20 protein-coding genes are annotated in these 18,910 nt (G+C 72.5%); all 20 read right to left on the reverse strand.

The window, feature by feature from the left end:
- Positions 1–4 precede the first annotated feature (4 nt).
- Positions 5–775 (reverse strand): DUF317 domain-containing protein, encoded by a 771-nt coding sequence (locus tag K7I03_RS28430; RefSeq protein ID WP_224347254.1) that lies wholly within the window; start codon positions 773–775, stop codon positions 5–7.
- Entirely contained in the window at positions 772–1,365 is a 594-nt protein-coding gene (locus tag K7I03_RS28435; protein WP_224347255.1) for a hypothetical protein, read from the reverse strand. The genes K7I03_RS28430 and K7I03_RS28435 overlap by 4 nt, the downstream gene beginning before the upstream one ends.
- A gap of 103 nt (positions 1,366–1,468) precedes the next feature.
- Complete coding sequence (locus K7I03_RS28440; RefSeq protein WP_185944513.1) at positions 1,469–2,284, reverse strand: DUF317 domain-containing protein; 816 nt, start codon at positions 2,282–2,284, stop codon at positions 1,469–1,471.
- Between the two features lie 141 nt (positions 2,285–2,425).
- Positions 2,426–3,232, reverse strand: coding sequence for a DUF317 domain-containing protein (locus K7I03_RS28445; protein WP_185944514.1), 807 nt, complete (start codon positions 3,230–3,232; stop codon positions 2,426–2,428).
- The gene (locus tag K7I03_RS28450) at positions 3,229–3,621 is read right to left on the reverse strand and encodes a hypothetical protein (RefSeq protein WP_185944515.1); all 393 of its coding nucleotides are present in this window, start codon (positions 3,619–3,621) and stop codon (positions 3,229–3,231) included. Before K7I03_RS28450 ends, K7I03_RS28445 begins: the two co-directional genes overlap by 4 nt.
- Before the next feature lie 402 nt (positions 3,622–4,023).
- A complete protein-coding gene (locus tag K7I03_RS28455) occupies positions 4,024–4,785 on the reverse strand; it encodes a hypothetical protein (RefSeq protein ID WP_185944516.1) in 762 nt (253 codons plus the stop codon).
- 28 nt (positions 4,786–4,813) lie between these two features.
- The gene (locus tag K7I03_RS28460; RefSeq protein ID WP_185944517.1) at positions 4,814–5,509 is read right to left on the reverse strand and encodes a hypothetical protein; all 696 of its coding nucleotides are present in this window, start codon (positions 5,507–5,509) and stop codon (positions 4,814–4,816) included.
- Between the two features lie 26 nt (positions 5,510–5,535).
- Positions 5,536–6,375, reverse strand: a complete 840-nt coding sequence (locus K7I03_RS28465; RefSeq protein ID WP_224347256.1) for a hypothetical protein — start codon at positions 6,373–6,375, stop codon at positions 5,536–5,538.
- Positions 6,376–6,383: 8 nt separating this feature from the next.
- Positions 6,384–7,166, reverse strand: a complete 783-nt coding sequence (locus tag K7I03_RS28470) for a tetratricopeptide repeat protein (RefSeq protein WP_224347257.1) — start codon at positions 7,164–7,166, stop codon at positions 6,384–6,386.
- On the reverse strand, positions 7,163–7,606 hold the full coding sequence (locus K7I03_RS28475) for a hypothetical protein (protein WP_185944519.1): 444 nt from the start codon (positions 7,604–7,606) through the stop codon (positions 7,163–7,165). Before K7I03_RS28475 ends, K7I03_RS28470 begins: the two co-directional genes overlap by 4 nt.
- A 110-nt stretch (positions 7,607–7,716) precedes the next feature.
- Positions 7,717–8,214, reverse strand: coding sequence for a hypothetical protein (locus K7I03_RS28480; RefSeq protein WP_185944520.1), 498 nt, complete (start codon positions 8,212–8,214; stop codon positions 7,717–7,719).
- Between the two features lie 28 nt (positions 8,215–8,242).
- The gene (locus K7I03_RS28485; protein ID WP_185944521.1) at positions 8,243–9,499 is read right to left on the reverse strand and encodes an MFS transporter; all 1,257 of its coding nucleotides are present in this window, start codon (positions 9,497–9,499) and stop codon (positions 8,243–8,245) included.
- A 92-nt stretch (positions 9,500–9,591) separates the two neighbouring features.
- The gene (locus tag K7I03_RS28490) at positions 9,592–10,557 is read right to left on the reverse strand and encodes a hypothetical protein (RefSeq protein WP_185944522.1); all 966 of its coding nucleotides are present in this window, start codon (positions 10,555–10,557) and stop codon (positions 9,592–9,594) included.
- 624 nt (positions 10,558–11,181) lie between these two features.
- The gene (locus tag K7I03_RS28500) at positions 11,182–12,369 is read right to left on the reverse strand and encodes a hypothetical protein (RefSeq protein ID WP_185944523.1); all 1,188 of its coding nucleotides are present in this window, start codon (positions 12,367–12,369) and stop codon (positions 11,182–11,184) included.
- Between the two features lie 34 nt (positions 12,370–12,403).
- Positions 12,404–13,141: a glycosyltransferase family 2 protein gene (locus K7I03_RS28505; protein WP_274390186.1), complete on the reverse strand. Its 738-nt coding sequence runs from the start codon at positions 13,139–13,141 to the stop codon at positions 12,404–12,406.
- Positions 13,142–13,200: 59 nt separating this feature from the next.
- On the reverse strand, positions 13,201–13,896 hold the full coding sequence (locus K7I03_RS28510) for a hypothetical protein (RefSeq protein ID WP_313772166.1): 696 nt from the start codon (positions 13,894–13,896) through the stop codon (positions 13,201–13,203).
- A 16-nt stretch (positions 13,897–13,912) separates the two neighbouring features.
- Positions 13,913–15,427, reverse strand: coding sequence for a TraC family protein (locus K7I03_RS28515; protein WP_185944525.1), 1,515 nt, complete (start codon positions 15,425–15,427; stop codon positions 13,913–13,915).
- Positions 15,428–15,455: 28 nt separating this feature from the next.
- On the reverse strand, positions 15,456–15,914 hold the full coding sequence (locus tag K7I03_RS28520) for a DUF6238 family protein (protein WP_185944526.1): 459 nt from the start codon (positions 15,912–15,914) through the stop codon (positions 15,456–15,458).
- Between the two features lie 41 nt (positions 15,915–15,955).
- Complete coding sequence (locus K7I03_RS28525) at positions 15,956–17,428, reverse strand: SCO6880 family protein (RefSeq protein ID WP_185944527.1); 1,473 nt, start codon at positions 17,426–17,428, stop codon at positions 15,956–15,958.
- Between the two features lie 93 nt (positions 17,429–17,521).
- Positions 17,522–18,886 (reverse strand): SCO6881 family protein, encoded by a 1,365-nt coding sequence (locus K7I03_RS28530; protein ID WP_185944528.1) that lies wholly within the window; start codon positions 18,884–18,886, stop codon positions 17,522–17,524.
- Between the last annotated feature and the right edge of the window lie 24 nt (positions 18,887–18,910).

Raw genomic sequence — 18,910 nt, forward strand, 5'->3', positions numbered from 1 at the left:
GCGGTCAGCGCGAACGGGGGCGCGGAGGAACGCTCGGCGGGCTCTTCGGCGGCTGCGTCGGTGCGCCGCGGCTGGCGAGGGCCTTGACGCGCTTTTCCAGCGCGAAGGCGACGGCGGCTGCCGGGACCTGGCGCGTGGTGGCGCGCTGGTGGTGGCGGCCCAGGAGGGGGACGTGGAGCGGGTCGCGCGACAGCGGGGTCTCGCCGGCGAGGGCGCGGGTGAAGGCGGCGACCAGGTGCAGTGGGGCGCTTCCGCTGAAGTACGCCCGCCACACCCGCTCCTGCCGGCTCTCGTCCGCGACGTCGACGAACCAGCTGTTGGACCGCCCCTCGACGAAGTGCTCGACACAGGCCACACCGTCGGGCGAGACGAGAGCGCGGCGTTGCTCGTCCTCGTGCCAACCGGCCTGACGCAGCGGCTCGTAGGGGTCGGCGGCGAGCGAGGCGGTGGGCAGCGCCGGGTGGGTGAGGGTGTCGGTGACGGCGGCGATGATTTCCACCGGGGTGCGGGCGCCGAAGGACGCCGACCAGGCCGGCGACGCGGCGGTGCGGGCGTGCTGCACGGTCCACCACTGCTGGTCGGGGGTGGGGTCAAGGCGGAGCATGGCCTGCTGGTCGGGGCTGGTCAGCAGAACACGGGGCATCAACGGGTCGTTGCCGTGGCTCCAGCCGCAGGCCCGGTGGAGCGCGGCGGTGATCCAGGCCGGATCGCCGCCGCCGGCCAGGTACCGCGGGGCGATCAGGACCTGTTCGATGTCTTCGGGTACGGGTGTCACCGGCGGACCCCCGGCGCCTTCCGGGGCTGCGTCGGGGCGGCCGGGGCGCGTGAGGGCAGGACCGGCGCCGTGCGGAAGAGGGCCTCGTCCTGCGCGGCGGCGTGGATGTCGAGGACGCTCTGCCCGTGCAGGGACCACTGGTGCAGGTGGTGCCAGGCTTCGTCGTTGCGCTCGGCCAGCGCGTCGTCGTATGCCGCGGTGCCCGGCACGGCCGACGACGGCAGTCCTTCCCGCGTCTGGAGCCATTGCTCTTGGAGGGCGGCGAGTTGGTCGAGCGCGTCGTCCAGGGCGGAGAGCTGCCACGCCCACTGGGACTGGATGCGGGAGGCGGGCAGCGTGCGCAGCTGCGCCTGGGCGGTGGCGAGGAGATCTTTCGCGGCGTGGCGGACGCGGTTGAACGAACGCCAGGTGTCGGCATCGCGGCGGCCGGCGCGCAGGCCGTAGGTGATCTCGTCGTGGGGCCAGCCGTCGAGGTCGGTGTGCTGGTCGGAGTAGGCGTCCCAGTCGGCCAGGATCTGCTCGCTCTCCTTGAGGAAGGCGGCAAGTTGGTCAAGGAGCAACTGGTGCGTCGCGGCGGGATCGGTTGTCAAAGTCGGTGAGTCTCCGAAGGCAGGGCGCAGCCGCGGGGGAGGGAGAGCGGATCGGTGCCGCTCTCCCTCCCCCGGCGGGCGGGGACGGAAGGGCGGGTAAGGGTCAGCGGCTGCGTGAGGCGCGGGCAGCAGCGGCCGGACCGGCACGGGGCCGGGCGCGCGGTGATGCTGCGCGGCGGGCTGCGGCACGGGCGGCGGTCAGGCGCTCCTCGTGGGAGGTCAGGAGCTGTTCGCCCTGCGGCCCGCTGATCTCTTGGGTGACCAGGTGCGGGTGCGGGACGCCGGACATGGCGCGCTGGACCGGTTCGTTACTGGCCAGCGCGGTGGCGAAGGCGGCGATCAGATGAGGCGGAGAGTTCTCGCTGAACCAGGCTTCCCACAGGCGGCGCTGACCGCCGAGGCCGGTGGGCAGCGCGGCTTCCGCGCGCCAGTGGACGAACGCGGGGTCGTGGCTGACCTGCCGGCGCAGGCTCAGAACGCCGTCCGGATGGAGAGCCTGCTCGCTGCCGTGCTCGTCGCGTTCATACGTCCAGCCCGCCCGGGTGACCGCCGACCACACCTCCGGCTCGGCTTTCGGCGCGGGCCGGATGAGTGCGTCGGTGTAGGCGGCGAGGACTTCGACGGGAGTGTTGCCGCCGAAAGAGGCGTGCCAGTGCTGCCCGTCGGTCCGGGAGGAGATGCGCCACCAAGCCGCGTACGTGTCGGGGACGGGTTCGAGCAGGAGGGTGTGCCGGTGGTCGGCGCTGGCCAGGACGACGTGGGGGTAGTCCGGGGCGGAGTGGTTCTTCCAGCCGGCTGCCCGCAGGGCCTGGGTGACGTGGCGGGGGTCGCCGGGCCCGGCCAGGTGCCGGGGGCGGGTGGCGTACCAGATGAGATCGCGGGGATCCCTGGCGCGGGTGGGGGTGTAGGGCTGGCTCATGGCTGGTGTCCGCGCTGGTCGCTTGGCCGCCGGAGTCCGGCGGAGGCGATGTCGGCCTCCCGTGCGGTGAGGCGGGCGGGGTGGTGCACGCGCGGGGTTCTCTCTCGGGCGGAGCCCCCGGGGTACCGGGGGTGTGGTTGGTCAGCGGTGGGAGCGCGCGCCGCCGGCGGCGGCGTACGGGCCGGTGGCGGTCTTGCGGGGGCGGGTGCTGGCCCAGGAGTTGCGGGCCCAGGTGGCGGCGCGGGCGGCGGTGACGCGGGCCTGCTGCCAGGCACTGAGCTGGGAGGGCAGTACCGAGACGGAGGTGGTGCGGATACGTTGGGTGGGGGGTACGTGTCCGCGCGGGCGCATCACCGGCTGCGGGTCGGACAGGGCGGTGGTGAGCCCCTGCAACAGATGCATCGGCGTGGTCGGGGTGAACACCGCGTTCCACGCCGGCCCGTGTTCGGTCTGGGCCGCGGCCCACCAGTACGCCTGCCCCTGCCCGTCCTGGTGGAATTGGACGACGGCGTTGCCGTCCGTGCTCGTCGCCGTGACGTGCTGCCCCTGCTCAGTGCGCCACCCGTTGTGCTGCAGCGGCTGCCACACGTTGGGGGCGTGCGCGGAGCGAGGGCGGGTGAGGGCGTCGGTGAATCCGGCGACGATCTCCACCGGGACCTGCTTGCCGAGGGTGCCGTGCCAGGCTTCCTGCCGGCCGGTGGCGGCGCCGCGGACCGTCCAACCGCCGGGCTGAGTATGAGGGTCGTAGCCGATGCGGACCGTGCGGTCGGGGCTGTCGAAGACGATCGGCATGCCGGCTTTGGACGAGCGGTCCGTCCAGCCGGAGGCGCGCAGGAACTCGGTGACGTGGCGCAGGTCGCCGCCGCCGGCCAGATGCCGGGGTTCGATGAGGTAGTACTGCTCGGCCTGCTGGCCGGCCGGTCCCCGGCCGGCCCACTCCTTCTTCATCGGCGCCTCCGGGCCACGAAGGCCGCGGCCACCGGGGCCGGTGGACGGGGCGCGGCCTCGGCGCGTGTCGGCCGGGCCAGGCGCTGGAAGTCCTCGACGTGGTCGCTGATGTCCGTGCACAGGCCGTGGAGGTCGTTCGCGGCGCGGCCCAGGGCCAGCCACAGCTCGGGCGGGAAGGACCCCTGCTCGGCGTGGGCCCGGGTGGAGCGGGCCCCGGTTTCGGCCAGGGCGGTGACCTGGCCGAGGACTCCGGTGTCGGTGTCCAGGACGCGGCCGAGGATCTGGGCGGTCTGCTCGGGCGGCGCCTGGGCGAGGTGCTGGGCGAGAAGCCCGAGTTGACGGGCGATGTTGTCAGCGAGAAGTACGGGGTAGGGCGTCGGATCGGGCATGGCGCTCCGGGCAGTGAAGGCGGCGGTTGGTCAGGGGCGCTGGCCGCGGCGGCGAGCGTCGTCGAGGGCTCCGTGCGGGCCGGTGGCCAGGGGATGGCCGCGGGTGCTGCTGCCGAGGGCGCAGGCGTGCAGGTAGCGGCGGAAGAGGAAGGTGGCCAGGCGGGGCGGGCGGTCGGCGGTGATCGGTGGCGGGGTGGTGCGGTCGCGCTCGGGTATTGCTCAAACTCCAGGTATCGGGGGTGGGCGGCCGGCCCCGGTCGCAGACCGGGACCGGCCGGTGGCGTCAGGCGCGGCGGCGCGCAGCGGTGGTCAGCGCCGGACCGTTACTGGGCCGGGTCGGCAGGCTCGTGGGTTGCCCGCCCAGGACGCAGAAGCGCGGCTTTTCTCCCGCGGTGGGCGCTCTCAGCGGGTGCGGGTGGACGGCTTGGCCGGCTGTGGGGGCGGGACGGCCGTAGTCTCCAGCGCGGGCCGGCTGGGCGGGTGGCGCAGGATGACGCCGATGCCGTGGGCGGCCAGCTGGGCACCGGCGGCGCGCACGGCCCGCGCCTGGAGGGCGGTGTCGTCGCCGGAGAGGACGAACGCCTGCTCGCGCGGGTCGTAGACGAAACCGGCCTCGTGCAGGACCGTGGCGGCCTGGGAGCTGTCCGGCTTGGCGGCCAGCATGCCGTCGCCGAACCAGGTCATCACCACGCGCTCCGGCTCCGGGACCGGAGCGGAGGCTGGCGGCTGTGGGTAGGCGGCGTTGTACCGGACCTGGGCGACGGCCTGGTCGTAGCGCGGCAGCAAGTCGGAGGCGATCTCGTGCGCCGCGCGGAAGGGGTCGTCGGGGACGGCGATGCCGTCCGGCTCGCGGACACCCCGAAACGCATCCGGTTCGAAGCCGGAGGGGGCCATGGCGCCGACGAGGTACTCCTCCGGGTGGCCGGGACGGCCGGTGATGTAGAGGCGGGCGCCGTCGTCGCGGGTGAGGACGGCGTCGTGGCCGAGGACGTACGCGGCGACGGCGCCGGAGACCAGGTTCATGTCCCACACCTCCTCGGCGAGCGGGAACTGGTCGGCGTACTCAGCGTGGCGGTGGTAGGCGCTGGTCCAGCGGCCGGGCAGCTCACCGGCGAGAACTGGGGCGAACGACTCGAGGTCGTGCATGTCAGCGGGGTCGGGCATGTTCTCCTCAGGGGCAGCAGGTGGGGGCTCAGCGGCGCCGTCCGCCGGCCGCGGCGGCGGGCGCGGAGGCGATGCGGGGCGGCGGGGGAGGGCAGGCGCACACAGCGGACGCCTCCCGCTCGTTACCTGCAACCTCGCCTTCGCAGGCGGTGCGCCGCGGGTGGGGCGCGTGCCGGTCGGCGAGGTCGTTGCGCAGGCCGCGCACGTCGGAGGCAATGGCGCCCAGACGCTCGTCGGCGAGGAAACGCAGCCATTGGGCGCAGTACGGATCGGCGCCCTGGCCCAGGTCCTGGTAGAAGTCGACGGTGGCGAAGAGGACTTCGCACAAGCCGTCGAGGATGCCGTCTTGGGCGGCGGTCAGTTCCGTCAGGGCGTCGGCGACGTCCTCGGTGGTTTCGGCGGTGCGGATGCGGTTGGCGATGGCCGCGACCTGGGCGCCGAGAGTGAGGTAGTGCGGCTCGCGGTGCTCGGTGTCGAAGTCCGGGTCGCAGTCGACGTGGTAGCCCACGGCCCGTAGGCGGGCCACGGCCCGGGTGGCAAGGCGGATCTCCTCGCTTGTGTCGAGCCCGGTGGGCAGACGGTGGTAGTCCTCATGTAGGCGGACGACGGGTACGAACATGGTGCGCTGGAGGATGCTGTGCGCTTCCATATCGCCGCCGCGGGCGAGGACTTCGCCGAAGTGCACATCGCGCCGCAGGGTGAGCAGACGGTCGGCAAGAGCCAAGAACGAGATCTTTCTGAAAGGCGCGGTCATCGGGAACGGCCGGCCGGGACTGCGGCGGTGGTCACCGGAACCGGAGTGACGGCGGTGGGCAGGCACTGGATGCCGCGGCCCAGGGCGGTGGCGGTCTCCTTCAAGTCCTCCTGCAGGACGTACAGGCGGCGGGCGGCCCACTCCAGACGCCGACTGGCGTCGCCGCCCTGGCCGTCGGGGAGCCCGGCGACGAGGTAGGCCGCCTGTTCGAGCTGTCGTCGGACAGCAGCCAGGGGCCCGTCGCTCTCCCCGACGAGCCGGTGCAGGAATGCCGCCTGCGCCGCGCCGGCGACCGCGGACTCCGTGTCGCTGGGCGCGATCGGGAGGCTTCTGGCGGTCCGAAGGCCGAGGTCTTGGTTGATGCGGCGGCACTCGGTCCCTAGGTGCGTGTGCAGGGGGCGCGGCTGGCGGGCGCGGGTGCCGTCTTCTCGGATGAGGTTGGCCAGCAGGTCGAGTCGGCCGGCCCGGGACTGGAAGGCCACCCAGCGGCACGCCTGCTCTTCCCCTGGCGGAGCGATGCCGGCGGCCCGGACGAGCCGGTGCGCGACTTCCGACCACTCTCCCCTGGTCACCGTGCGCTCCTCGGGGTGAAGACGCACGGCGAGGTGGAAGAGGAACGGCCGCTCCTCGTGCTCGCCGTATCCGCTTTCGCGGGCGGGGGCTGCGAGGTACTCCGTCACATCCCTGCCGCCCCAGGGTGGCCCTCCCCGGCCGGCGGCGGCGAGGCCGGGGGAGTGGGCGAGGACCGTCTCACCGCTCAGCTCCTCCTCCAGCGCCTGGAGCCGGCCGGTGATCTCGCGCAAAGCTTCGCTGAAGGACCGGAACGAGCGGGACACGCGCGCGATCAACGCTGGGGCTCCGCGCAGGAGGGCCGGGCAAGGCGGGTCCAGTCGTCTGCTGCGGTGATCAGGGAGCGCTCGCGGACGAAGTCGGCGTGCACGGCGGGGTCGCCGGGCGGCAGTAGGTCCAGCGCCCGGTCGATGACGTCCAGCGCCTTGCGATACTTGCCCAGCCCGCGCAGGGCTGCGGCCTCGCGGAAGAGGGCGACCGGGTCCGTACGGTCCGCGAACGGCGGCCGGTCCAGCAGACCGAGCATGTGCTCCTCGCGGCCAGGGAGGCGGTGTCCCAGCCACAGCCCGTGCAGCAGCACCTGCAGCACCTTCGGGTGATCACCGGCGTCCACGAGCACCTGGTCCATCAGCTCGAAGCCGCCCGTGCGGGACTGGCCGAGCAGGGCGAAGGCCCACAGGGCGCGGCTGTAGACATCCAACCGGTCTACGACCTCCGGGGGCATGCGGTCGAAGAGCGCCTCGATGCTGGGACAGCGGAAGTCGTAGCGCAGGCCCGCCAGATACAGGTGCCGGTGCGCCCGCGCGATGACCGGATCGGCGACGGGGGCGGTGATCTGTTCGGGACGCAGCACCAGCAGGGCGCTCGTGCCGGTGGCGCGGGCCTGCCAGGCGATGTCGGAGCAGACCTCCGCGGATTCCTGCCAGGTCGCGTCGATGTCGCCGAGGAGTCCCGCGAGGACGTCCGGCCAGCCGCCGCCGGAAGCCAGGGACGTAGTCGTGGCGGCACGGATGCGTTCGAGAGCGGCGCTGCGTGCGCGGATCGTGGTCGTGGTCATCGGCCGCTCCGGGCGTCGTCGACGTGGACCAGCTGGTTCAGGGCCGTCACGCTGTACCAACCGCAGTCGACGATGCCGGTCGCCGTCGCGTACGCGGGCAGCAGGATCTCCTTCAGGGCGCGGTGGTGGATCAGGCAGTCGGCGCAGCGCCGGGAGAGGTGGATCATGTACCGGGGGTGGGCGGTGATGTAGGTGCGCTCGCCACCGTTGGGGTTGCGCAGCCGCCAGCCGTCCTCGTCGGTCGGGGTGTGCCACGAGGGGGTGACGACCGTCATGGCGTCGCCCCACAGCTCGCCGTCGGCGACGCCCTTGACGATGACGACCTGTTCGCCGGGGCGGAAGTGCGCGTGGGTGATGTCGCGCTGGGGGGTGAGGCGGTCGGGGACCGGTGCCCAGATGGTGGAGATATGTGGGGGGCGGGGCGCGGTGGCGTCAGGCACTTCGAAAGGGTCCTTCCACGAACGGCACTTGGGGTGGCGGTGGGAGGATCAATGGTCCGGAGGATCCCCGGTTTCGCTAACCGGGGATCCTCGGGTATACGCCCGTGCTTCTACCGGAACGGGTTCTCCGTGCCGCGGTCGTCGTCGGTGGCGGCGTCCAGGAGTTCGGGGAGGTCCGCCGCTTCGGCGTCGCGCTGGTCGATCCACCAGCCGGCCCGCGTGACGGCGCGGACCTTCTCCTCCAGCTCGGCCCAGTCCGCCTCGTCCCACGTTCCTTCGGTGACCAGGGCGGTGTAGGCGGCGGTCACCAGCTGGTGGCGGGAGCGCTCTCCCCAGTCCAGGGCTTTGGCCGGGCCTTCGAGCGGCGGCATCTGGAACTGGCCGGCCCACGTGGCGGCGGCCTGCTGTTCCTCGGCACGCTTGGCGGCGAGCCACTCCTCCTTGCCGGCACTGTCGCCGTCGCGGGCGGCCTTCCAGCAGTCGGTGCAGTCCTTGCCGGCCAGCCAGCGGGCGAAGCCGGCGCGCTTGTCGGCCGGGCGGTTCGACAGGTCCTGCTCCACACTGTGGCCACAGGTATGGGCAATGGTCCAGTTCGTACGGACAGCCATCGGTGAATCTCCTTGCGGGAAAAGGGGGTCAAGGGCGGGCGGCGTGAGCGGGAACCCTGCGGTGCCGGCCTCGTCGACGGAGTACGCCTGCGGGGGTGATCCGGCGGTGCGCGGCGACGAGCACGGCCAGGCAGGTGAGGGCGCCTGCCGCGGGGAGCGCCGAACCGGTGAGTGGGTGGGCGGCCACGGTGCCGGACAGGGCGGTTCCGGCGGCCTGGCCGACGCCGATGGAGGCGATCAGCCAGGCGTACGCCTCGGTCGTGGTGCCGGCCGGGGCGAGCAGGTCGACGGTGAGGAAGGCATTGGTGATCAGCGGGGTGAGGAACAGGCCCGGCAGCGCGGTGAACACGACCGCCGGAATCGGCCCGGGGCCGGTCATCAGCGCCAGCCATCCGCTTGCGAACGCCGCGGCGCCGACGGTGAGCTGGGTGGTGACCGCACCCGGCCAGGTCCGCCGCCCGTACAGGAGCCCGCCGAGCAGGCTTCCGGCGGACAGCGCCGCGGGGATCAGCCCGGAGAGCAGGTTCATCTCGTAGCGGTCGGCCATCGCCACGGCCCACACGTTCATGGCGCCCAGGGCGAACCCGACGCCGGTCAAGGCGATGAAGAGCAGGAGCAGTCCGCCATGGCGCAGCGGCCCGAAGCGGTCCGTCCCGGCGACGGGAGTGGGCGTCCACCTGCGGGATGGGGCTGCGGACAGCACGACGGCCGCACCGAGCAGTCCCAGGACGGCACTCGCGGTCATCGCAGTGCCCGGGCCGGCGGCGGCGACGAGGACAGCCACCAGCGGGGGCCCGGCGACGTAGATCAACCCCTGGGTGCCGGTGTCCAGGGCCAGAGCGGCCCGCTGACGGTCCGGATCGGGCAGCACCTGCGGCCACAGCGCCCGCAGACCGGCCTCCAACGGCGGCGTGCTGAGCCCGGCGACCGCGACCAGGGCCGCCGCGAGGCCGGGCCGCGCCGCCGCGTTGACCACGGGCAGCAGCAGGAGAGACATGGTGGTGACGATCACCGCTGCCGAGGTGACCAGACTCTGGCCGCGACGGTCGACCATCCGGCCGAGAAGCGGCTGCCCCGCGGCGGACGCCAGACCGTAAAGGGCGCACAGCGACCCGCCGAGCGACAGGGCTCCGCCCTGGTCGGTGACCAGCAGGAGGATGGCGACCGGCGCCATGCCGTTGGGCAGCCGCCCGATCAGGGTGCCCACCAGGAGGCGGGCGACGTGCGGATGGGCCAGCACCGGGTGGGCACCAGGTGGCGTGGGCGGGTGGACGGTCGTGGTCAACGCGAGGGGCTTTCCGTGGTGGGCGACGGCACGCCTACGGCGCGGGCGGATAAATCAAGGGGTGGTGTCCTGGGGCGCGGTGAGGACGGGAGTCAGCGGCGCGGCCCGCCGACTGTGGCCGGCGGCGGAGGCGGGGGCGGCAGAGACGTCCGTACGGCACCCGGGCCGCGGCTGGCAGCAGAGGCCAGGGCGGGAGGCGTGATGGCGGTGCGGACCATTTCCAGCAGGTGTTCACCCTCAGTGAGCCACAGCGCCATCGGATCGGCCGAGGACGCTGCGCCTTCCCCGCTGCGCACGGGGCCTTCGTCGGTCTGGCGTGCTGCTTCGAGACCGCCCTCGACATGGTCGAGGAACGCCTTCTCCTGCGCGGTCAGCGGCCGGTCACTGCGCCGACGCAGGGCTGCGACGAACTCCGTCGCGTGGGTGGCGAATCGGTCGAGCGCAGCATCCAGGTCCGTGGGATACGGAGTGCGCACGCAGCCCGGCTCGTACGTCTCGTGTGCCCATCGCAGGTCCTCCTCGGCCTCGCTCAGTCGCGAGAGCAGGACGGCGCGTTCGTAGGCGGGCAGGAGCTGGGTTCTCACCGCGGTTGCCGCCGCAAGGGCGTTGGGCGCGGAAACGGTACGTGGTGGTGGCGCCGTGGCGTTAACGCTGTCGGGGCTGGGAACCAGGGCGCCTACGAGGTACCGCCCGTCCGAAGGCCGTTCGATCAGCAGCAGTTCGGTACCGACACCGTCGCGGAGGATCGCGCAGACAGGTACGCGGGATCTCCTCATGACCGGCGGCAGCAGATCGTCGTCCCACAGCCACAGCATCATGTCTTCCTGATGCCGCTGCTCCGGTAGTTTCTCGACGGCCGCCTCCCAGCAGCCGGGCAACTGTTCGGTGACGGCTTGGGCGATGTCGCCGAGGTAAGGGCTGTTGCTGGTGGTGACGCTTACCCTGCAGTCGCGGGCGGCTTGGGTGAGCTGGGTGAGCGCTTCTCGTGCCCTGGCCGGGTCACTGAGAGGCAGGAAGTGGAGTCCGCGATCGTCCTGTGTGAAGCCTGCGAGGGTCAAGGCGGTGTCGGCCCAGAGGCGGCTGGCTCCCCTCGACAGGGCGACGATCCCGTCGGGCGGTCTGAGGTAGAGAATGATCTCGGCGGAAGAGGTCAGGAGGGGCTCCGGGTGAACGGGTCAGTGGCGAGGACGCTGCAGGACAGGCGGGGTAACGGGCTGGACGGCCATTGCCGCCTTCGTCCGGCCTGGCGCCGGTGGGGCTGTGGCGGAGGAGGGCGGAACGGGCGGGCCTCCAAGGGGAGTGGCCGGAGCGGGACCGCGTTGCGGTGAACGGGCCGCGGCTGCCTGGGCGATGCGACTGCGCTGTTCCACCTGGCCATGCCGAGCGGGGTGTTGGGGTGGGCCGGGAGTCAGGGCCGGGTCGAGGGCGTAGTCGGCCTGGACGGTGTAGCCGTGCCGGCGCAGGTCCTGCACGGCCTGGCGGGTGCGCCGCTGTCCGTCGCGGTCCGGATCACTCAGCCGGTACAGGCCGGGGGTCCCGGGGACGGATTCGAACTGCTCCTGCGTCAAGAACCAATCGGCCAGGTGGGCCGGCAGGTTGGCGGTAGCGGCGGCGACGAAGCCGTGGTGGGGGTGGGTGCCGAAGTGGAAATGCTCGGGCAGGGGGAACCTTTCTGCGCGAGGTCAACGCCGGACGGGCGCGGAGCCGGGCGGTGCCGGCAGAGCGGGCGGGAGCGCGGGGAGGGTACGGCCCTGGCCGGACGGTGCGCTGGTTGAGACGGGAGTGACGGCGCGGGCGTGACGCAGGAAGGCGTCGCCGTCGGCGAGCCACGTCTCGATCACCGGCCGCAACCGGGCGTCCCGCTCGGCCTTGGCGTCGATGTAGGAGCCGACGGTCAGCGCTCTCGGCGTCCTCCGCCAGTCTTCCTGCAGAGCGTCCCAGTCCGCGAGGACCTCCTCCCCACGGGCCAGGGCTCCGGCAAGGCGGTCGAGAGCGGCAGCGTCCTGCGGTGCGACGGGCCCGGCAGGCGGGCAGCGCTCCAGAACGGCCAGGGCATGGCGCAATGTGTCGCCGAACGCATTCCAGGACAGGTTCGCGAACGCCTCCTCGGCGCCGGGTAGAACCCCGGCCATCAGAGGACTGCCGTCGCTGTAGCGGCCGGACGCCTTGATCGCCTCCCAGGTCTGGTACTCCTCGCGGAGGCGCTCCAGGGTCGAGGCGATATCGGCGATACGCCGGGCATGCACCGCCTGCTGGTAGGCGGGCAGGAAGCGTTCGGTGATCGCCTGTGCTGCCGGCTGGGCTGCGCCGGGTATGACGATGCTGCTCGGCGCGTGCGGTTCTTCGTAGTTGTCGTCGAAGCCCTCCGGAGCGAACGCGCCGACGAGGTAGTCCTGGCGGTGGCCGGGCCGTTCGATGAGGAGCAGCTCGGTGCCGGCGCCGTCGTTGAGTACCGCGGCGCAGGGGATCCTGGCGGTTCGGACCGCCTGAGCGAGTTCTCCGGCGTCCCACAGCAGCGGGACGAGGTCTTCCTGCCAGACGGGATGGCTGTAGACGTCCACCGTCGCGCTCCACTGGCCGGGCAGCTGCGCGGCGATGCCCTCGGCGACATCACCGATGAAGGTCCGGCCGCTGATCTTCACCACACTCTGGTGGCGGTCGGCGGTCCGAAGAAGCTCGGCCATCGTGGCCTGAGCAGCCTGCGGGTCCTCGATGGGCAGGGTGTACGTGCCGTCCTGGCGCCGCTGGAAGCCGGTGGCCTCCAGCGCGGTCTGCGCCCAGGGATATTTCTCGCCGGCAGCGACGGCGACGATGCCGGCGCTCCGGCTGAAGGAAAGGGTGATCTGCGCGGGGGCGTTCGTGGAAGTCATCGGGCTCTCGATCGTGCGGGGTGGGTGGCGAGCCCTACGCCGTGGTGACAGGGGGCACGGCGAGGGCAGTGCGCAGACTGCGTCCGAAATTCCAGGCGTGCCGGCGCGCCGCTGCCTCCAGTGCGTCGTACTCGCCCTGTTGGGTCATCTGACCGGCGTGTTTGCGGTAGCGGTAGACCGGCCGGGGCAGCAGGATTCCGGGGGCGAGGCAGGTGACGCCGACGGCGGCCATGTAGTCCTCGCCCTGGACGAGACCGCCCATGGGAGCTGCGCGCATCAGCTCGGTGCGGGCCAGGATCGTCGTCGGGCCGATGGGGATGGTGTCCGCCGGATCGTTCCAGTACGTCCACACATCACCGGCACCGTGCCGTCCGGGCGGTGTGGGGCACCTCCACAGGGTGGTCGTCCCGTCCGGGTGGAGGTCTTCGCTGTACCCGGCGACCCAGCCCACCTCTTGCGTCTTCAGCACCTGCAGCCGCGCGGCCATCGCCGTGTCGTGGAACTCATCGTCATCGTCAGCCCAGTTGCAGAATTCGGTGCGCACCTCGTTCAGGGCGAGGTTGCGGGCGCAGGCGGCTCCGACGGGGCGCGGCAGTGCCAGGGTGCGCACCCGCGGGTCGCGGTCGAGGGATCCGGGCAGCCGCGCTGGATCGGCACCGTCGATCGCGATCACCGCTTCCCAGGGGGTGGACTGCCGGGTGAGGCTGGCGTGCATGGCGGCCAGGTACTCCAGCCGGTCCTCGCGCAGCTGGGTGGCGATGACGACGGTGATCTCGGGGTGTTCAGACACGGGGTGGAACTTCTCCAGGTGACGGATGTGGCAGGAGGGGGTCAGCGGCGTGCAGCGTTTCGGGCGATGCTCGTTGCCGCCGACTTGGCGGGTGCCGGCGGCTGGGTGGTGCGCGGGGGTGCGGTGGCCGGTACGGGGCCGCCGGGTGTCCACCGGGCGTAGCCGTCGCTGAACCGGGCGCGGGGGTCGGTCTTCCAGCCCACGACGGGTCCGCGGTCTTCGTACTGGTGGATGACCTCGATGCCGTGCGGGCGGAGGATGTATCCCCAGTCCAGGCCCTCGGTGGAGGCTTCGGTGACGGTCATGCGCCGGGGCGGGGAGCCGTCAGGGGTGATGAGGTCGTCCAGCTGGCTGCTGGGGTGGTTCTCGCTACCGGCCAGGGCCTGGCGCAGGGGCTCGGGGGCGCCGTCGAGGAGGTCGGTGCCCAGCTCGGACCAGCCGACGGAGACGTTGTCGACGAGGTGCTGCGACATGGCCTCCAGGTCGCCGGCGAAGCGGTGCTGGTAGGCGGCCAGCAGGAGGGGGAGGTGGTGGCTGGGGTAGCCGTCCCAGTGGACGTAGACGCCGGTGAACCCTGTACTGGTGGGGCGGGCGATGAAAGAGCGCGTAGCCAGGGGAATGCTCCTGAAGGGGATGGGGGAGGGACGCGTCCCCGGTGTGTCGTGAGCAGTACGGCCGGGACGCGGCGAGGCGGAGCGGCTGTGGAGCGGTGGTGTGCTGGCCAGTGGCCCGCTCACCGGGCGAGTTCGGAACTCAGTGCATCCGGGCGTCGGTGTCGAAGAGTCGACTCTCGTGCGGGTGGAGAAGGTGCTGGACGATGAACGACCTGCCGGCGACCTTCCATAGCCCCCTGCCCCGGTTGAGGTGGGCGATGGCTTCGGTTTCGACGGAGGTGAGGCCGAGGAGGGCGGCTGCGGCGTGGAGCTGGTCGGTCTCCTGCCGGTAGACGATGCGGGTGGAGCAGTCGGCGAGCAGTCCTTCGGCGAGGGCGCGTCCGCGGGATCCGGCGTCGCCGGCGGTGAGCAGGTCGGACAAGCGGTGGATGACCATGAGGTTGGCGATGCCGAGGCCACGGCTCAGCTTCCACTGGGACTGCATGCGCTGCAGGAGGCCGGGGTGGCGCATGAGGCGCCAGGCTTCGTCGTAGACGATCCAGCGGCGTCCGCCGCGGGGGTCGGTGAGGGCGGATTCCATCCAGGCGGAGGCGCAGGTCATGGCGAGGACGAGGGCGGTGTCGTCGCCGGAACCACCGAGGCGGGAGAGGTCGATGGTCAGCATCGGCGAGTTCGGATCGAACGCCACAGTCGAGGGCGCGTCGAACATGCCGGCGAGGTCGCCGTGGACCATGCGGCGCAGGGCGTGGGCGAGGTCGCGGGCGGCGTCGCCGAGGTGGCCGGACATGCTGCCGCCGGCCGTGTCGAGGGCGGTGGGGTTGTTGAGGGTGGCGGCGATGTCGCTGAGCAGCGGAGTGCGGCCGGTGGCGGTGGCGTGGGTGACGACGGCGTCGAGGGCAACGTCGAGCGCGGTGTGCTCCATCGGCATCAGGTCCCGTCCGAGGACGGTACGGGCCAGGGAGCCGAGGAGGAGAAGGCGGCGCTTGCGGATCTCACCTGCCCAGTCGGCCTCGGAGACGCTGTTCGGCCGGGGAGCGGCGTCGAGCGGGTTGAGCTTGCCCGGCAGGCCCGGGCCGAGGGCGATCGAGGTGCCGCCGAGGGCGTTGGCCACCGGTGTCCACTCGCCCTTGGGGTCACAGGGCACGTAGACGCGGTAGCCGAAGGCCACGCTGCGCAGGGCGAAGGACTTGGCCAGGGCGCTCTTGCCCTGCCCGATCACGCCCGCGAGCAGGACGTTGGGGTTGGTGAAGCCCTCGATCTTGCCGTAGAGGGCGAAGGGGTCGAAACAAAAACTCGCTTCGGCGTGGACGTCACGGCCGATGTAGATGCCCTCGGCGCCGAGGCCGCCTTCGGCGAGGAAGGGGTAGGCGCCGCTCGCGGTGGCGGTGGTCATCCGGTGGGCGGGCAGCTTGAGCTTGTTGCCCCGGGCCGAGGCGGGGCCGGGGCGCCCGCGCAGCGGGTAAAGAGGAGCGGGGGTTTCCTGCTCGGCGGGGTCCTGGCCGTTCGGGTGGGCGGCGGCTTCGGCGCGGGCCTTGGCGGTGGCCTCGGCGAGCTGGCGCCGGGCGGCTTTGCGGGCGGCGCGGTCGGTGCCGTGCGGGGTGAATAGCGGGGAGGCCGAGGCGCGTCGGGCGCGGCGGGCGGGCCGGTGGGTCATCGGTGGTGCTCGATTCGGCGGTGCCCGCTCAGGCGGCGCGGTCGGCGGTGTGGCCGGGGAGCGGGGTGTGGAGATCGGTGGGGGTGGTCCTGCGGCGGATGGCGTGGCCGGCGCCGAGGTGGCGATGGCAGATGGTCAGCACCGGGGGTCCTTCCGGCAGCCGCTCGGGCCGGCACTCGGTGCCTGCGGCGCCGTCGGGCGTCGGGGGCAGGAGGTGGAAGGCGTCGTGCACGGCGGCGGTGGCCTGCCACAGCCGGACGTGCGCCGTGGCCAGGTGCCGGCCTGCCGCCGGGTGCGGAGGCCGGGTGGCCTCGGCGAGGTGGTCGAGCAGCTGGTGCAGCGCGGTGAGGTGCCCGTGGAGCACGTCGAGCTGAACGCGGTCGGCCCGACCCGGCGGCGTCTCGTCGAGCGAGCGGGCATGGTGGCGGATGCCAGCCGTGGCGGCCCGCAGGTACGGGTGCGCCTCGGCGGGGGAGAGGGAGGTCAAAAGAGCAGAATCCTTCCTGCCGGGCACCGGCAGGGCGCGGGTTACAAGGTGGTGCGGGCAAGCGGCAGGGCGGCGGCGGTGAAGGCGTTGGGCTGCTGGTACTTCAGGCGGCGCAGGTCGACTTGGGCGGTGACGGCGGCGGTCTCGATCTGGGCGCAGGCGGCGTCCAGCAGGGCGTCGGTTTCCGCGCTGACGGTGAGCAGGCCGGTCAGGGCGACGTCGGCGTGGCCGGCGATGAGCTGGCGTTCGCGGACCTTGACGTCGGCGTACTCGATGGAGTCGGCCTCGTTGTCGACCTGGCCGCGGCGGGCGCGCTCGTTGGCATCGGCGATGATGGCCGCCTTCTTGCGCTGCACGTCCCGCAGGGCGGACTCCAGCCCCTGGGGCACGTAGATCAGGGACAGGCTCCGGCGGACGCCGGCGGTGAACATCAGCCCGTGCAGGAAACCGGGGCTGGTTTCGGTGCGGGGCCAGTCCTCGATCCAGTAGGTGGTGTGGCGGGCGGAGTCGGTGATCACCCGGTCGGACTCCTCGACCTGGACCACGGGACCGGCGGCGGCCGGGTCGGCTTCGGCTCTGCCGGAGCGGGACCACTGTTGCAGGCCGGAGAGCGCCTTGGGGTCGTAGGCGGTGCGGATGACGGCGGCGATTTCGCGGGCGGTGAGCCAGCCGGTCACCATCAGCCCGGCGGTGCGGGCGGCCTGCGCGACGGAGGCGGTGGTCTGCTCCATCACGGTGAAGGCACCGGGCAGTCCGCCGCCGGCCTGGCTGATGAGCCGCTTGGCGGCCTTCATGTCCAGTGAGATCGCCAGGTACGCCTCGTGTGGGGCGGCGGCGGGGCCGGCGGAGGCGACGAGGTCGGCGTAGACCTGCCCGGCCACCGGAGTCTCGGGCCGGCCCTGCTGCGTCCAGTGCCGGGCGAGGGTGTCGCCGGAGTCGGGCACGGTGCGCTCGAGGACCTGCACGGTGGCGACGTGGCCGGTGCGAGCGATACCGGCCAGCGCACGGCCCCAGGACTGGACGTTGTGGTTCTGGGTGGCGGGGTCCAGCAGGGCGAAGGCGCGGGAGGAGACGCGGGCGACGGCGGTCAGGGTCTGCTGGTGCGGGTCGTGCACCGCGGCGGCGCCGTTCGCCGAGTCGCCGGGGGTGACCACGCGCAGCGAGGCGGTGGTACCGGGCAGGTGCAGCACGCCCTCCTGGCGAGGGCGGGAGACCGGCCGGGCCAGCCACAGCGTCTGCCCGGTCCGCCGGCGGTGGGCGTAGCGGGCGACGATCGGGGACCAGTCGATCAGCGACCGGCCGCCTCGGCGGATGGCGACCAGGGCCGCGCTGGCCACCCACAGCGGAGCGAGGACGACGGCGCCGACCAGACCGGTGCTCACCACGGTCAGCAAAAGCAGTGCCAGGGTGCACGAGACGAGGAGGAGCTGGGGCAGGGACAGACCGAGGAGGATCCCGCGCCGGGATCGGTGGGGGAACTTGACTGTGAGGGGGGCGACGGAGAGATCAGACATGGTTCCGGGAGGGGTGCGCGGGGCGGGGCCGGGGGCGGGACGCACCGGTGAAGTGGCCGGTGCGTCCCGCCTTCGGCGTCGAACGGGGCGAGATCAGAGGCCGGTGGGCGGTGGCGTCGGGGAGACGGGACCGTTCGCCGCGTCACCCGTGGCCGGAGGGGCGCCTTGCGGCGGGGGCGTGGCGCCGGTCGGCGGGGCGGACATCCATCCGCCGCCCTGGCCGCTCGCGGCTGCGGATCCTGATCCGCCCTGGGCGGGGCTACCTCCGAGGCCGCTGGTGTCCTCGGTGGTGCGCGTCGGCGGAGGCTGGACGGCCTGTTCCAGGCCGTTCTTCGCACCGTTGCCGGAGGACTCGCTGCCTCCGCCCTGGCCGCCGCTGCTGGTGGGGGCGATGTCGCCGGGGAAGCCGCCGCCGGGGATCGCGTCGGGACCCTGCGGTGCCGCAGTGCTGGCAGCACCCGCTCCGGCAGCGGCTCCGCCGGTTCCGGCGGTTGCCGCGGCCTGGGCGGCCTTGCGGGCGGCGCGCTCGGCGTGCTGCTTGGCGAGCTGAGCGCCGGCTCCGCCGGCGCGGTGGATGTCCTCGCCGTTGGTGCCTTCCGATGCCCAGTGGACGAACTTGAAGGTTGCGTACGGGCAGAGCAGCACCAAAATCATGATGACGATGCCGGACATGACGTCGGCGAGCGCGTCGAGACCACCCTTGGAGTCCGCCTTGCCCATGGCGGAGATCCCGAGGAGGAAGATCACGGTCATCAGCAGCTTGCTGCAGACCAGCGTGGCGGTGGCTTCGATCCAGCCCCGTCTCCAGCGGCGGGCGACCTCCCAGCCGCCGCCCGCTCCGGCGAACACGGCGAGGGTGACCATGACGAGGATGCCGACCTTGCGGACCATCATCACGCACCAGTACAGGAACGCGCCGATGGCGGCGCCGATGCCGCAGAAGGCGCACACCAGCCAGCCCAGCGGGCCGAGGGCGCCGAGCTGCGAGACCTTGACCATGCGCCGCACCGCGTCGGACAGCGAGGAATCGGCGGCCTTGAACAGCCCGTCCGACAGCGCGTCGACGACTTCGATGGCCACGGTGGTGGCGGCGATGGCGGAGAAGGCGAACAAGACGCCGCTCATCGTGCCGGTGAAGGCTTGGCCGAGGGCCTGGCCGTCGCGTTTGACGGCGGCCCGGATGAGCTGGGCGCAGAAGGTGGCCACCAGCAGTACGAGGCCGATGGGCAAGATCAATTCAAAGTTGTTGCGGAACCAGCCGGCACCCAGGTCGACGTTGGTGGTCTTGTTGACGGCCTCGGCGGCGAGGTCGGCTGCCGCGGCGGCCAGCTGCCCTGTCGACTTCGCGATCCAGTTGCCGATGCCTTCGGTGATCGCCTTGCCGGGGTCGGACACGAAGTCGATGGCGTCGGCCGCGCTGCAGAGTTTGCCCGCGAGGGGGATGGAACAGAAGTCCACTGCGTTTCCTCCTTTCTTCGGTCA

The organism is Streptomyces mobaraensis (assembly GCF_020099395.1).
Taxonomy (GTDB): Bacteria; Actinomycetota; Actinomycetes; order Streptomycetales; family Streptomycetaceae; genus Streptomyces.

Excerpts from the sequence above, each read along its gene's own strand:
- K7I03_RS28440 (WP_185944513.1), bottom strand. The coding sequence starts at position 2,284 with ATGAGCCAGCCCTACACCCCCACCCGCGCCAGGGATCCCCGCGATCTC.
- K7I03_RS28445 (WP_185944514.1), bottom strand. The coding sequence starts at position 3,232 with ATGAAGAAGGAGTGGGCCGGCCGGGGACCGGCCGGCCAGCAGGCCGAG.
- K7I03_RS28450 (WP_185944515.1), bottom strand. The coding sequence starts at position 3,621 with ATGCCCGATCCGACGCCCTACCCCGTACTTCTCGCTGACAACATCGCC.
- K7I03_RS28455 (WP_185944516.1), bottom strand. The coding sequence starts at position 4,785 with ATGCCCGACCCCGCTGACATGCACGACCTCGAGTCGTTCGCCCCAGTT.
- K7I03_RS28470 (WP_224347257.1), bottom strand. The coding sequence starts at position 7,166 with ATGACCACGACCACGATCCGCGCACGCAGCGCCGCTCTCGAACGCATC.
- K7I03_RS28480 (WP_185944520.1), bottom strand. The coding sequence starts at position 8,214 with ATGGCTGTCCGTACGAACTGGACCATTGCCCATACCTGTGGCCACAGT.
- K7I03_RS28500 (WP_185944523.1), bottom strand. The coding sequence starts at position 12,369 with ATGACTTCCACGAACGCCCCCGCGCAGATCACCCTTTCCTTCAGCCGG.
- K7I03_RS28515 (WP_185944525.1), bottom strand. The coding sequence starts at position 15,427 with ATGACCCACCGGCCCGCCCGCCGCGCCCGACGCGCCTCGGCCTCCCCG.
- K7I03_RS28525 (WP_185944527.1), bottom strand. The coding sequence starts at position 17,428 with ATGTCTGATCTCTCCGTCGCCCCCCTCACAGTCAAGTTCCCCCACCGA.